Below are 13,679 nucleotides of genomic sequence, written 5' to 3' on the forward strand. Positions count from 1 at the left end.
GCTGTTTCCTCCTTCAGAAGTGAATTTTCAAATAAACGAAAATAAATCTATTAGTTTATGCAAAAATGTATTGCTATACATAGTTGTAAAGTATATGATATTTAAGAAGTAATAAAGTGTATAGTTTTACACAATAAGCGGGGGATGATAAAAGTGGCTAAGAAAGCTGGGATGAGAAAGTATATTTATGGCGTCGCATTAGGATTAATGATGATTTGCGTACTCTTGATGTTTCAAGTGAATAAAGTACAAGCTGCAGAGACGACAGGAATCAATAAAGTCGTCAATCATAAAGTAATCAATGGAAAAATGAATCAAACTCAAGGTAATACACAAGCACCGCAAACAGCAACGAAAACTGTAAATACGAAAGTAGTGCCATCTCAGAAGATACCAACTACATCTCAGTCCACAACTACTCCGAAAATGACACAAAATAAACTACCTCAGAAAACGACAGTAGTTCATAATTATAAGAACGTACCTCAATCAGCGAAAGCACCTGCTAAGGTTGCGCCGAAAATGAAACCGCAATTATTAGCAAGCACAGTTAATACGACTAAAGCTAAGCCTAAAGTAGCGGCTCCAGTTAAGAAAGTAGCAGTAGCACCGAAAAAGACAGTGCCTGTGAACACTAAGAAACCTGCAGTGGCAGTAAAAGCTCAGCCTAAAACTGTAAAAACTGCACCGAAAAGCAAGGCGACAACTGCAAAAGCTAAGCCGCAGTTGTTAGCTACAACTACGAAAAGTCAACCGGTCAAAAAGGCACCGGTTAAAGTCGTAAGCAAACCTAAAGCTGTACCGAAACCTGCACCAAAAGTAGCGTCAAAACCGACCGCAAGCAATTACTATAACCAAGCACCCAAACGCTGGCCCGCTAATATGCCTGGTGGCGACAATGTTCGTGATTTTGGACAGACTACGTATGCTTCTGGCATTAATGATGCTTTAAAAATTATGAAAGCATCTGGTAATAAAGGGGTGTCTATTGAGCATACTACACCCCAAGCTGCGAATATCGCTACGGTATATAATTGGAATCCAACAGCTAAAGCTTTAACGTATGGAACTGGAACAGCTATAGGCAAACATACTATTTTGACAGCAAATCATGTAGTGAATGATCAACAAGCACATAAACCGATGACGCCGTCTAAAGTGCAAAATTTACGCATTAATTTAGCGCAACAAGGTTCCAAAGTGATGCGTACACTTACAGTTACAGGTGTTAAAATGATGCAGTATGGCGATGTGGCTTTATTGTATACGAATGAAGATATTTCTAAATATATGAGCGTACGTAAAATTGCGCCAGAAGCTTCGATAACGAATATGAAAGCCAACACACCGATTCACTTATATCATTACGGTTTGCCTGCTGGTCAATTCAAAAATGATCCAATGGGCACGATGTATCATTCAAGAGGTAAATACTCCATGATGGCACGTAACGTCAATCCAATCGGTTACTATCAAATGATGGCTGAGCCAGGCTCATCAGGGGGTGCTATTTTAAATAGTAAAAGTGAAGTCATCGGCGTACATGCTTTCAGAATTGCTTCAGGTGAATATCAAAAGTACAACCTTAATACCATGGCAGAATTAAGAGGCAACCTTCGTAAAGAAGTCTTAAAAAATATAAAATAATACTTTCAATTCATTCATATTGACTACTCATCAAATGACAAAAAACGGGTAAAGTGTTTTGTCTGATAGAGTAGTCTTTTTGTTATTAAAAGGAAAAATATGCAGATAAACAGAGATATTGACAAGCGGATAATAATCCATTTATTATTGGAATGTTCGAATAAATAATGGATGAGAGGGATGTTATTTTGGCACAGTTAGAAAAACGTGATAAGACATTGCTCATTGCTATTTTAATGGTAGGTTCATTTGTGGCGATTTTGAACCAAACATTAATGACAACTGCATTGCCGAGCATCATGAAACAAATGCATTTAACCAGCAGTACAGTGCAATGGCTGACTTCTATATTCATGCTAGTGAACGGAATTATGATTCCGATAACTGCCTACTTAACACAACGTTTTACGACGAGAACGCTTTATTTTTCAGCACTGACGTTCTTCATTATCGGATCGCTCATATGCGTAGCTACTGATCAATTTAATGTGATATTAATTGGACGTGCGGTTCAAGCCATGGGTGCAGGTATTCTGATGCCTCTCATGCAAACAGTATTGTTTTTAGTATATCCAGCTAATAAACGTGGTCAAGCTATGGGAATGTTCGGCTTAGTTGTTGGGTTTGCGCCTGCAATCGGACCGACATTATCAGGTTGGGTAGTCTCTCAATATAGCTGGAAAGTCATTTTCTATATCTTGTTAGTCGTGACGATTATTGATTTATTGTTTGCGTTGAAATACGTGAAGAACGTGACAGATGTGACGAAACCGAAATTGAATATGCTGTCCGTGACATTATCGACATTAGGATTTGCGGCCTTGTTATTCGGGTTTAGTGAAGCAGGCAACTTAGGATGGACACATCCACTCGTCTATTCAATGATTATCGTCGGCATCATCATCTTGACTTTCTTTGTATTAAAACAATTAAGAATGAAGAATCCGTTTCTTAATGTCCGTGTCTTTAGTTATAAGTCCTTTACAATGAATATGATTCTGGTATGTATTGTCTTTATTTCCTTTATTGGCAGTCAAACAGTATTATCCTTCTATATGCAGGATTTACATCATTTTTCACCCTTGAAATCTGGTTTAGCTTTGATGCCAGGAGGAATTATTACAGGTATCTTATCACCGATTACAGGTCGAATCTTCGACAAATATGGTGGTAAATTCTTATCCATTGCAGGCTTGACAATTGTCGTAATAACTTCATTTGCATTCACCCAAGTTGATGCACACACGTCATTTACTTATATCACAATATTCTTTGCGATATCATTAGCTGCAAACGCGATGGTATTCAACCCATTAACCACAGCTGCTCTAAACAACTTGCCACGACCAATGGTGCCACATGGTACTTCCATGAATAATACAATGCGTCAAGTTGGAGCTGCCATGGGATCAGCCATGTTAGTCACTGTGATGAATACAGCAATCTTAAATCCGCATCAATATGGTTTAGATGGCTTAGTTCACGGTGTACGCGTTGCCTACATTGTGATTTGCGTCATTGCAGTTATTGGCTTGATATTAGCGATCTTCAATCCTACTTCTAAAAAAGGATATACAGAAAAATAGAGAAACCGCGAATTCACATAATTGAAATGTGGGTTCGCGGTTTTTTTATGTTCATTAAAGTAGCTTGATACCACCTTATTATAATGATAATTAGTTACACTCGTTATTTTTTGCGTATTACAAAAAATACATCTATGAAAGCGTGGCAAAATAGATTAATATAATAATAAATCAGTTGTAGATATGAGATAAAGCTTTGAAAAAAATATTCATTAGCTTAGGGCTAATTGCACTAGTAGCAGTATTAGGTGTATCAATAGTTTTTGCATATGGAAGTTACAAAGATTTAGAACTCAAAAAAGAAGAAGCGAAGTTAGAGCATAATAAATCTAAACACAAACAAGCAGATAAACAAAATGAAAAAAATAATAATATCGAAACAATAAATAATGAGGAACAAGCACGAATAGAAGATACTACAACCTCACAAGGTGATACATCTAACCAAGTTAAAAATACTACTGAGAATGATTCTGATGATGAAGAAAACCCTGAGTCAGTTTACAGCTTAGAAACTGACTACGATGGCGATGGTGTAATTTCTAGAGAAGAAATGACACCTGAGCAAGAAAGATTATTTAAAGAAGGAAAATTTCAACCTGCAATTCCTCTAAAAGAACAAAGAGAAGCTAATAAAGCATTTCCTGCTGAAAAGATAGAAAATAATAGTGATAATGATGACTCTGTAGATAAAAATTGGGATGAACAAGCTGCATATGAAGCACAAAAAAAGATGTATGAAAAAGCAGCTCGAGGAGAAATACCAGAACCAGGCGCATTCTATAATGAAGACATGAAACAGTAAACTAAAAAGGAGAACAAAGTATGAGAGGCATATTGATTGTTTTTACAACTATTATTACTTTAGGAATTATAGCTTCAGTCGGATTCTTTGGATATAACAAGTATCAAGAAGTTGAATTAGAGAAACACAAATTACAAGTGCAACAAAAGGAACTTAAAGAAAAAGAAAAAAATGATGAACAGGAACAAAGTGTTAATGATAATAGTGGTGAAATAAATTCAGAAGAAACTCAACCTGTTACACAAGTATCACAAAATGATAATTCATCTAATGAAACAAATAAAGGACCAGATTTTGACAGTATGTCACCACAAGAAATTTTTAATTATCATATAAAAGGTATGGACCAAGACAATATTGCAATTGAAAAAGGAAAATTCGACTTACAAAAAGGATCTGAATATACAGATCAATGGAGACAAGAATTAAAATCACAGTACGGTTTTAATTAAATATTTAAAGAGAGTGACAAAATAAATATATTATACGAGGAGATAGATAGATGAAAGAAAACTCTATAAAATACAAATCACTTAAAGCAAGAAGCGGGAGACTAGTAGGTTACACTTTATTTACCACTTTAGCACTCTTTGTGACAGCTAACAAAGAACAGGCAGATGCAGCAGAAGCTAATCAAAATGTACAACAAAATATAAATAAATCATCAATACAAATACAAAATGTAAATAAGTCTCAAGATAATGTTCAAACTAATACTAATGTAAAAACAAACATAAACAATCAGCCTAACGTACAAAATAAGAATAATATTAATGTATCTAACCAAACACAAACTAATAAAGTTGTAGCAAATGTCGAAAAAGCACAATCGACATTACCTAATGTACAACCTAAAACTGCTCCAGTAGTCAATAATACACAAGCAAAACAACCAAATACAAAAGCAGTTACAAGTTCTGTTCAAAATAGTAATAGTTTAACGACTGTTAAGGCCCCTGAAACTAATTTAAAGACTGATAGAAAATCAACTAATGGCAAAGCGACGACTACACAAAATGTTCGTACCACTTATGTTAACTATAATGTGAAAACTGCAGTTCAGCCAGCATATATGAGTTATAGCACAACTAGTTCAAATAATGAACATGAAAAGTTAATGAATGAACAAAAGAAATATAATGATGAAAGATTAAAAAATGTTCAAGGGAATAGTACTTTTAAAAATACACACAATGATTTAAACCATGAGGCAATTTTAGGTATACAAACTGATCGTATCAAATATAAACCTGGTGATACTGTGAAAATATACACAGAATATAATAAGAGCTTTAAAAAGCCGATTTATAGTGATGCTATTTTGTATTCACATAGACGTGGTGGATGGTATTCGGAAGATCCTCCTTATTTTTTTGATAAAACTGCATTAGTAGGCAGAACCACTTCATTTTATAAAAAGCCAAACGGTAATTGGGAGTCTGAAATTAATATTCAATTACCCAAAGATATGGTAGATGACGCTTTTGAGATGACAGTGAGTAGTTGGAATGATATTGAGGGGGACTATACACGCTCATTTGGAGATGTATATAATGATATTGTCATAAAAGTAATTAATAATAGTACAGCTCCAAAAACAGGTGGTTATAAATTAGGCGCATTTGATCAATATTTAGAACCTAAAGAAGACTATGAATCACCTAAAATTATTAAATATATAACAGATAAAAAAATATACAATCCAAATGATACAGTGAAAATGACAATCGAGATGAAAGATAGAAGTGGTATTGCTTATATGCAAGCTCAATTAAAAACAAAAGAGCCAGATATCTATAAAGATGGATCTGGAAAATATATACCAATGAATTTTGCTGATTTTACTAGAAATATCAAACAATTGGATAATGGAAATTGGCAAGGGATTATAGAATTTAAACTGCCTTCTTATATTCAAACAGGTGATATGATTTTAGAAGATTTAACAGCGACAGATGAATTTGGTAACAATAACGAACTGTATTATGATTTTAATAAAACCTTATTTAAAGTTGAAAGAACAGAGAATGTACAACCTTTCACAGTAGAACCTATTGCTGATTTTTCAAAAGAAATAAGAGGTAAAGCAACATCGAATATGACTATTTATGCTTTTGCTAATAATAAGCAAATAGGCAAAGCTACCGTGGTAGATGGAAAATACTTTATGAAAATACCTGCACAAAAAGCAGGAACTTCTGTGTAATTGTACACAGTGAATAAATATAATAATAAAAGTAAAATTGTTACAACGAAAGTGTTAGATAGAACAGCCCCTAAAGTGCCTACGGTGACTAAGATAACTACAAAGACAAAAGTAGTAAGTGGAAAAGGAGAGGCTGGATCTGTAGTATATATCTATAATGGCAAAACTAAAATTGGTCAAGCCACTATTGATACTAAAGGAAATTATAAATTAAATATCAAACTCCAGAAAAAAGGAACTAAATTGACAATCTATGCTTTAGATAAAGCGAAAAACAAAAGTACAGTTACTACAATAAAAGTAGGCTAATAACACAAAGCACCCCAGCTTAAATTGCTGGGGTGCTTTGTCTTCTCTTACTTAATATCTTTCATTCCTTCTCGCCATGAAGAATAAATCAATTTTCCGCCTTGTGCTTTAAATTTTTCATTACTCACACCACGTTCGAATGGTTCGGCGGGTTGAATATTAATTTCTGGAGAGACACCTAACTGGTCGGCATACCAATCAGCCCAAACATCTCCTTTTACAGGGTCGTCGTCTGCCACATTATATGTGCCTGTTTCAAAGTTTAATGCTTGAATCGCTGTTTCTACGGCATCATCGATATGAATAAACGATTGAACGCCGTCTGTCATTTCAACTTTTCCATCTATAAATTGGTTATATATCATACCATCTTTGCCATACCACGTGCCTGGTCCATATAACCAGCCATAACGAAGGATAACATGATTTTTGAGACGTGCGGTTTCTTTTTCTAAGCCTTCCACACCTTCAACAGTGACTTTGCGATCTCCTGTCGCATTGTAGTCTAAGGGTGTTTTCTCAGTTGCTAAACCTTCACCGCCTGCATAAACAAAGGCAATACTTTGAGATTGCATGCTTTCCACACCATGTTTAATTGCCACATCTACTAAATTCTTAGTACCTTCAATTCTGACTTTAGTATTTGCTGCCATATCTGCATTTTTCAAATCCGTAATTTCATTTAAAATAACATCCGGTTTGAAGTCACCAATTGCTGCATCGATGGAGTCGTAGTCGAAGATATCTCCGACATACGGTGTTACGCCTGCATTCTGCAATTTTTCTTTTCCTTTATCGGAAGTAGTAAAGCCAGCGACTTCATAACCTTCTTCTAATAAGCGTTTCGTTAATTTTGTACCGATTAATCCAGTAGCACCTGTCACAAATATTTTTGTCATTCTTATTCACCTTTTTTCTTTAATTTTTGAAAAAGCGTTCGTGTGCTTGTTTGGCCTATTATAGATAATTGATATTCAAACAACAAACTATCCAAATTGAATTAAAAATAACCTCTCAATTTATTTACCACCTTTCAAGCTCATTTACTTGTATAATTTTTTATCCTGTGTAATTATCTAGTGTATTAACGGTACACAATAAAGTGTGAGGCTCAATGAAATCAATAATGGAGTTTGAATTATGGGAGAAGAAACATTAGAAATATTTAAAAGAGGAACGAAAATTTTAAACATTCTTCAAGATGAAAAACGTCAACAAATTCTTATTTTATTATGTAGAGAGAAACAACTGACAGTGAAGGAAATCACTGCAATCTTGCCGATCTCACGTCCTGCTGTTTCTCATCATTTAAAGTTAATGTTGGATGCAGGCCTTTTATCCGTAACACAGACAGGGCTTGAACGCTATTACAGTTCTGATTTAGACGACACCTTAGAATGGTTGAAGGAATTGACAAATTCTCTTGAAGCAAATTTGAAAAAATAAAGAAAAGGTCTTTATTTTTTTAAGCTATAGGTTTATATGTTTAAACCTATGGATAAAGTAATACTATATTCTACAAATAGTTTGGAGTGGCATAATCATGCAAACAGTTTTAGGAAGTAACGGCCAAATTGGTCAAGAAATCGCTAAAGAGCTTTATAAAAATTATACGAAAGACATTCGCTTAGTCAGCAGAAAACCGCACAAAATTCATGATACAGACGAAGTAGTACCTGCCGATTTAATGAAATACGAAGATACTTTGAAAGCCATTGAAGGCAGCGACGTAGTTTACTTTGCTGTAGGTTTGCCTGCCGATTCAGAAATGTGGGAAAAACGCTTTCCAGTTATGATGGGAAATGTCATCAAAGCGTGTGCAGAAACGCACAGTAAACTAGCATTCTTCGACAATACGTATATGTATGAAAAAAATGCGAATGTACAAACAGAAAGCAGTCCTTTTGTTCCAGTGGGACGTAAATCAAAAGCCCGCGCAAAAATGGCTGAAATGTTATTAACAGCTATGAAAGAAGGAAAAATTGAAGCCTTGATTGGCCGTGCTCCAGAATTCTATGGCCCTGATCTGACACAAAGTATCACTAATTCTTTAGTTTTCAATCGTGTGAAAGCAGATAAAAAAGCCATCATTCCAATTAGCGCTTCAGTATTACGTACTTTAATTTGGACACCGGATGCAAGTCGTGCGCTAGCGTTACTAGGTAATACCCCAGACGCTTTCGGACAAACATGGCACTTGCCGACAGATAAAAGCGTGACTTATAAAAAATTAATCGAAATAACTGAAGAAGTAACCGGTAAAAATATTAAATATACCGTTTTACCGATGTGGGCTTTCAAAATAGGCAGTCTTTTCAATAGTCAAGTTAAAGAATTAATGGAATTATTACCAAGATATAAATATAATAATATTTTCAATTCAGATAAATTTAAAAAACGCTTCCCAGAATTTAAAGTAACAACGTACAAAGAAGGCATTCAACAAGTCTTTAAAAAGTAAATTAACAGCAGAGGATGAAGATAATGAAAAAAATCATGATTGTAAATACGAGCAGTGACCATTTCGGCGACAATGACAAACCAACAGGATTATGGCTAGGCGAACTTGTTCATTTCTATGATTATTTTAATAACGATGATTATCAAATTGACCTATTCAACATTGAGGGCGGTAATACACCGATTGATCCAGTCAGTTTGAAACCTTACACTTTGGATAAAGTAACTAAAAAATATTATGAAGATGAAAGCTTTATGAATTTATTGAAAAACTCACCTTCAATCAAAGAAGCACATCCGAGCGAGTACGATGTAATTTATTTTACAGGCGGACACGGCGTCATGTTTGATTTCCCTGAAAATGAAGATATCCAAAAAGCTATCAAAGAAATATACAATCATGGTGGTATCGTTTCTGCAGTCTGCCATGGCTTAGCAGCTTTATTAAATGTTAAAGATGACAATGGCAGATACCTCATAGATAATAAATCAATCACTGGATTCTCCAATACAGAAGAAGTATTAGCGAACCGTAAGAAATTAGTGCCATTTATGTTGGAAACCGAATTGAAAAGAAGAGGCGCAAATTACAGCAAAGCACTCCTGCCATTAAGACCTTATGTTGAAACGGAGGGTCGTTTAGTGACTGGTCAAAATCCAGAGTCACCTAAACAAGTGGCAGAAGCCGTAGCTAAAATTTTATAAAAATGAGAAGGAGCTGGACAGAAAAAATAATTCTGTTCCAGCTCCTTTTGATGCGATGAGGCGGAAAGTGTCGAGGCTGGGACCTCAATAGAAGCCCCGCTCCCCGATTTTTCACCAAATCTATTATTCAATTCTATTCAATGCTTTCACTACTTTGACCATATCCTCATGAATAACTAAATCTGCATCATAATCATAAGGGGTCGAATCTAAATTAATAATCACTAAATTTTTACCTGCAAAGTTGGAAATTAATCCTGCAGCAGGTTGGACTACGAGTGATGACCCTAAGACTACTAAAGTATCCGCTTCTCTTATCTTATTCAACGCATTCATTATCGTACCTTGATCCAGCATTTCGCCATACAGCACGATGTCTGGGCGAAGCGGTCCGCCGCATCTCTCGCATGTACGCAAATCACGCTCAATAACATCACTTTTCGTATATTCTTGCGCACATTCTATACAATAAAAACGATTTAACGTACCATGTAATTCGTCCACTTGCTCACTGCCAGCATCGGCGTGCAACCCATCGATATTTTGAGTAATTACGCCTAACGATTTACCTTCTTTTTCTAAATCTGCAATCCACTCATGTACCGCATTAGGTTTCTTATCTGCAAAAAGTAAATACTCATGACAAAAGTCCATAAATCCTAGAGGGTCATTTTGGAAATACTCCGTACTTAACAAATATTCCGGCGACATACCTTTCTTCGATACTTCATCATACAAACCGCCAACAGAGCGGAAATCAGGAATACCGCTAGCTACTGAAATTCCAGCACCTGTAAAGAAAGTAATCTGATTTGCATCATGAATGATTTCTTTTAATTGTTCAATTTTATTTTCCATGCTTATCACTCCATACCATTAAAGCATAACCTAAAGTCTTTCCTCAGTCTTCATTTAACTTAAGTTTAAGATGTAATCTGCACTTTCGCAAATGGCACCATTGTTTGCAAATTATTCATAATAATTTAATTTTTACACAGAATATTAAATGGAAATCTGCTATGTTTATAGTGAGATAAACTTTTGGAAATTCATCTCTCAAACGTGGTGGCTTATTCTTCTATTTTGTGGCACACTTTCTCAAATATTAGGTGGATAGGGGGCAGGATGAACTATGAAATATTTAATTAACGCACTTAAAATTATTGGAACCATTCTTTTATTATTTTTAGTCGTAGTGCTTGCACAGAACATTGGAATCGTTTGGCATGCATTGCATCTGCATTCTTTTAAATATATTTTGCATGGCATTACTTATTTAGTTGTAGCGCTACTGCTTTTTAAACTCGTTGCTAATAAGGTGTATAAAAGGAATTTAGCTTACTTCAGAATTACGCGCTTTAAATTCATTAAAGTCTGCGTGCTTTTAGGCCTGCTTTTACCTATCGCCGTGACGAGCTTCTATCTTATATTTATTCCTGGCCATTGGGTTGTAACTGATTTGAAAAGTAACCAAGAGTATAGCGCTATGCTGATTGAAATCTTTTTCCTTGGCGGGATTGTCGCACCTATTGTAGAAGAAATGATGTTTAGAGGCTTCTTGCTTAAATATATTGAAAAGAAAACCAATATATATGTTGCGCTAGGTCTGACTTCTGTCTTATTCGGAGCAATTCATTTAGTCAATGGAAAGTTGACAGGAATGAGTTTGATTATGTTATTGGCAGCTGGAACAGCGGTAGGATTGATGTATGGACTTGCTGCTTATAAATTTAATACAGTATGGGCAAGCATTCCGCTTCATATGTTCTGGAATATGAGCGCTGTCATTACAGTGACTGATCACAATATGGAGTACGGTGTATTTCAATATATTATCAAAGCAAATAATACATTCTTAACAGGCGGAACTTACGGAATGGATGCGTCTGGCATCTCAATCATTGGTTATATCACAGTAGCAGTTCTTCTTATTTATTGGAGAAGATTTTATTCGACAGAAAAGCAAAAATTATAAAAGGAAAGCACCATTTTTTTACTAGGAAACAAGTAGCATAACATATATAATAGGGAGTAACTGCTAAGTAGGAAAGGTGAATGGAATGAATAAAGAGAGAAATTACGATTTGAATTATAAAAATAAATTAAGTCGTCGATTCAAAATTTCAAGCGCAGTATTGGTTATAAGTTCAAGCTTAATAGGTTCTAATATAGTGTCGTCTCCTTCAATAGATGCTGAAGAAACTCCAAATTTAAATAAAGAGCAGAATCCAGAACAAACACAGCAGCTTCAAGAATATATTCAAAAAAGTCGAGAGCAGCTCAACCGGATTAAAGGTTTAGAAACAGACCAAAAAGAAAAGTTGAATGAACAAATCGGTAAAGCTCAGAGTTCTAAGGAAATTGATAACTTGTTGAAACAAGCGGAAAATGATAGCTCGATAAGCGAAAAAAGTAATGCAGAAAAAGCAAAACTTAAGGATGAATTAGAACAACAAAAATCTGATCAACTTAAAGCAAAAGAAAACGCTGAAAATCTTTCTGAAAAAAATGAGGCGTTATCAACTCAAACTAATGCTCCAGAAAAGCCTATCAAACCCAATTTAGAAAATGAACAATCGAACCAAGATAACCAAGAAGTAGAGGAATTTGTTAAGAAAATAGAAAATACTTCAAATAAAGTTGACGAGTATCAACGAAAAGAAAAGAAAGCTCCAAAAAATGAAGAGCGTTCAAATACTAAAGTGACAGAACAAGCTGACCAAGCTAAGTCACAAATTAAAGATTTAAAAGATGAAGTAGATAACTTGGCAAAACAGCCCGCAAATGCAAAAGCAAATTCAGATTTAAATCAGTATGTCCAAGAGAAAGAAAAGAACTTAAATCTGTTAGCCTCTAAAGTATCAGAAAGAGAGGCCATCTCAAAAGAGAATAAAGCACGCTTAGAAAATGAAATTGAAAAAAATAAACGTAACATCGAACAAAAAAATGATATGATAGCGAATCGTTTGAAAACAACTTCTGATAAGCAGCAAGCTGTCAAAGATATTATCGGCGATACCTTAAACGATAAAGAAACACAGGGTATTTTAAAACACATTGATACTAAAGGGAAAACAGATCAACAAATCACCAGTCAGGTTGTGGGTGAACTTGATAAACTGTCATCATTTTCAAGTGATGGATTACTAGAATCAATGTTCGCAAAAGCAGATAATCGCAAAGACTTAATTGAAGTATTATTATCGCCTAAATTTGAGGAACAAGAAGCTAGAAACATTGCAGAGCAAATTATGCGCAGTCATCCAGATAATGCACAACTCGTTAAATTGCTGAAGCAACATTACGGTGAAAATATTTCTGGGGACGATATTTTAGAAGATGTGTTAGACCGTGCTGACAATAAACAAAAAGCTATAGAAACGATTCTTGCTTCAAAACTGAATGATAACAAGGCACGAATACTTGCTAATAAGATTGCTGCGAAAGGTAATAGCAAAGCTGAGTTGCTGAAACTTATGAAATCAGATGCAGATACACGTATCGATCAATTGCTGAAATTGGACCATGATGCGGATCAAATGAAATCAAGACTACATAGAATGTTCAATCCGTTAAATAGTAGTCCTGGTTTATTGGCTCAATTAGGCGGTAAACCATTGCATCCAGATTTACTGAATGGTCATTCTAATTTATTTGGTTCTTCAAGTTTGTTAGATAAATTATTAAACGGAAAAAGCTTATTAGATGGTATTCCAGATATACCTAATCCTTCACAAGGACACGCATTATCATTAGGAGATTCATCCGATGACTTTTTAAGTGGCTTATTCGATCATGAAGGCAACTTTGATTTACCTAAAGCCGGAGAAGCTGCCAAGAAAGTTGCGCTTCCATTTGGAGCTTCAATGATTATCGTGGGCGGTGGCATCCTATGGTATGTAACACACCGTAAAAGAAAGCTTAAAAAGCAGATTTAAAATAAAAGCTTCATTCAAGAAAC

13 protein-coding genes are annotated in these 13,679 nt (G+C 35.0%); 11 read left to right on the forward strand and 2 right to left on the reverse strand.

Annotated elements, in window-relative coordinates:
• The first annotated feature begins 144 nt into the window (after positions 1 to 144).
• The 6 genes from CNQ82_RS01165 to CNQ82_RS01190 all read left to right on the forward strand — a co-directional run bounded on the left by CNQ82_RS01165 (position 145) and on the right by CNQ82_RS01190 (position 6,553).
• Positions 145 to 1,647 (forward strand): trypsin-like serine peptidase, encoded by a 1,503-nt coding sequence (locus CNQ82_RS01165; protein ID WP_240624897.1) that lies wholly within the window; start codon positions 145 to 147, stop codon positions 1,645 to 1,647.
• Between the two features lie 188 nt (positions 1,648 to 1,835).
• Positions 1,836 to 3,233: an MDR family MFS transporter gene (locus CNQ82_RS01170; RefSeq protein ID WP_123143703.1), complete on the forward strand. Its 1,398-nt coding sequence runs from the start codon at positions 1,836 to 1,838 to the stop codon at positions 3,231 to 3,233.
• A gap of 196 nt (positions 3,234 to 3,429) precedes the next feature.
• A complete protein-coding gene (locus CNQ82_RS01175; RefSeq protein ID WP_123143704.1) occupies positions 3,430 to 4,038 on the forward strand; it encodes a hypothetical protein in 609 nt (202 codons plus the stop codon).
• Positions 4,039 to 4,058: 20 nt separating this feature from the next.
• The gene (locus CNQ82_RS01180; RefSeq protein WP_123143705.1) at positions 4,059 to 4,490 is read left to right on the forward strand and encodes a hypothetical protein; all 432 of its coding nucleotides are present in this window, start codon (positions 4,059 to 4,061) and stop codon (positions 4,488 to 4,490) included.
• Between the two features lie 50 nt (positions 4,491 to 4,540).
• Entirely contained in the window at positions 4,541 to 6,244 is a 1,704-nt protein-coding gene (locus tag CNQ82_RS01185; RefSeq protein ID WP_123143706.1) for a RodZ family helix-turn-helix domain-containing protein, read from the forward strand.
• 9 nt (positions 6,245 to 6,253) lie between these two features.
• Positions 6,254 to 6,553: an Ig-like domain-containing protein gene (locus CNQ82_RS01190; RefSeq protein WP_164711921.1), complete on the forward strand. Its 300-nt coding sequence runs from the start codon at positions 6,254 to 6,256 to the stop codon at positions 6,551 to 6,553.
• A gap of 47 nt (positions 6,554 to 6,600) precedes the next feature.
• On the opposite strand, the gene CNQ82_RS01195 is transcribed toward CNQ82_RS01190, so the two are convergent.
• The gene (locus CNQ82_RS01195) at positions 6,601 to 7,452 is read right to left on the reverse strand and encodes an NAD-dependent epimerase/dehydratase family protein (RefSeq protein WP_123143708.1); all 852 of its coding nucleotides are present in this window, start codon (positions 7,450 to 7,452) and stop codon (positions 6,601 to 6,603) included.
• 241 nt (positions 7,453 to 7,693) lie between these two features.
• Here CNQ82_RS01195 and CNQ82_RS01200 point away from each other — a divergent pair, with 241 nt between their 5' ends.
• From CNQ82_RS01200 to CNQ82_RS01210, 3 genes are all read left to right on the forward strand, one after another.
• Positions 7,694 to 7,999, forward strand: a complete 306-nt coding sequence (locus CNQ82_RS01200) for an ArsR/SmtB family transcription factor (protein WP_123143709.1) — start codon at positions 7,694 to 7,696, stop codon at positions 7,997 to 7,999.
• 97 nt (positions 8,000 to 8,096) lie between these two features.
• Positions 8,097 to 9,014: an NAD-dependent epimerase/dehydratase family protein gene (locus tag CNQ82_RS01205; protein ID WP_123143710.1), complete on the forward strand. Its 918-nt coding sequence runs from the start codon at positions 8,097 to 8,099 to the stop codon at positions 9,012 to 9,014.
• 23 nt (positions 9,015 to 9,037) lie between these two features.
• Complete coding sequence (locus CNQ82_RS01210; RefSeq protein WP_123143711.1) at positions 9,038 to 9,718, forward strand: type 1 glutamine amidotransferase domain-containing protein; 681 nt, start codon at positions 9,038 to 9,040, stop codon at positions 9,716 to 9,718.
• Between the two features lie 123 nt (positions 9,719 to 9,841).
• On the opposite strand, the gene CNQ82_RS01215 is transcribed toward CNQ82_RS01210, so the two are convergent.
• Complete coding sequence (locus CNQ82_RS01215; protein ID WP_123143712.1) at positions 9,842 to 10,576, reverse strand: NAD-dependent protein deacylase; 735 nt, start codon at positions 10,574 to 10,576, stop codon at positions 9,842 to 9,844.
• 274 nt (positions 10,577 to 10,850) lie between these two features.
• Here CNQ82_RS01215 and CNQ82_RS01220 point away from each other — a divergent pair, with 274 nt between their 5' ends.
• Both CNQ82_RS01220 and CNQ82_RS01225 read left to right on the forward strand, forming a co-directional pair.
• Positions 10,851 to 11,693: a CPBP family intramembrane glutamic endopeptidase gene (locus tag CNQ82_RS01220; RefSeq protein WP_123143713.1), complete on the forward strand. Its 843-nt coding sequence runs from the start codon at positions 10,851 to 10,853 to the stop codon at positions 11,691 to 11,693.
• 85 nt (positions 11,694 to 11,778) lie between these two features.
• Entirely contained in the window at positions 11,779 to 13,656 is a 1,878-nt protein-coding gene (locus tag CNQ82_RS01225; RefSeq protein ID WP_123143714.1) for a hypothetical protein, read from the forward strand.
• The last annotated feature ends 23 nt before the right edge of the window (positions 13,657 to 13,679 follow it).

Origin of the sequence: Staphylococcus debuckii (assembly GCF_003718735.1) — a bacterium.
Taxonomy (GTDB): Bacteria; Bacillota; Bacilli; order Staphylococcales; family Staphylococcaceae; genus Staphylococcus; species Staphylococcus debuckii.

What these genes read in the sequence shown, in the direction of transcription:
- CNQ82_RS01185 (WP_123143706.1), top strand. Translation starts at nt 4,541, where the DNA reads ATGAAAGAAAACTCTATAAAATACAAATCACTTAAAGCAAGAAGCGGG.
- CNQ82_RS01180 (WP_123143705.1), top strand. Translation starts at nt 4,059, where the DNA reads ATGAGAGGCATATTGATTGTTTTTACAACTATTATTACTTTAGGAATT.
- CNQ82_RS01210 (WP_123143711.1), top strand. Translation starts at nt 9,038, where the DNA reads ATGAAAAAAATCATGATTGTAAATACGAGCAGTGACCATTTCGGCGAC.
- CNQ82_RS01195 (WP_123143708.1), bottom strand. Translation starts at nt 7,452, where the DNA reads ATGACAAAAATATTTGTGACAGGTGCTACTGGATTAATCGGTACAAAA.
- CNQ82_RS01205 (WP_123143710.1), top strand. Translation starts at nt 8,097, where the DNA reads ATGCAAACAGTTTTAGGAAGTAACGGCCAAATTGGTCAAGAAATCGCT.
- CNQ82_RS01200 (WP_123143709.1), top strand. Translation starts at nt 7,694, where the DNA reads ATGGGAGAAGAAACATTAGAAATATTTAAAAGAGGAACGAAAATTTTA.
- CNQ82_RS01220 (WP_123143713.1), top strand. Translation starts at nt 10,851, where the DNA reads ATGAAATATTTAATTAACGCACTTAAAATTATTGGAACCATTCTTTTA.
- CNQ82_RS01225 (WP_123143714.1), top strand. Translation starts at nt 11,779, where the DNA reads ATGAATAAAGAGAGAAATTACGATTTGAATTATAAAAATAAATTAAGT.
- CNQ82_RS01165 (WP_240624897.1), top strand. Translation starts at nt 145, where the DNA reads ATGATAAAAGTGGCTAAGAAAGCTGGGATGAGAAAGTATATTTATGGC.
- CNQ82_RS01215 (WP_123143712.1), bottom strand. Translation starts at nt 10,576, where the DNA reads ATGGAAAATAAAATTGAACAATTAAAAGAAATCATTCATGATGCAAAT.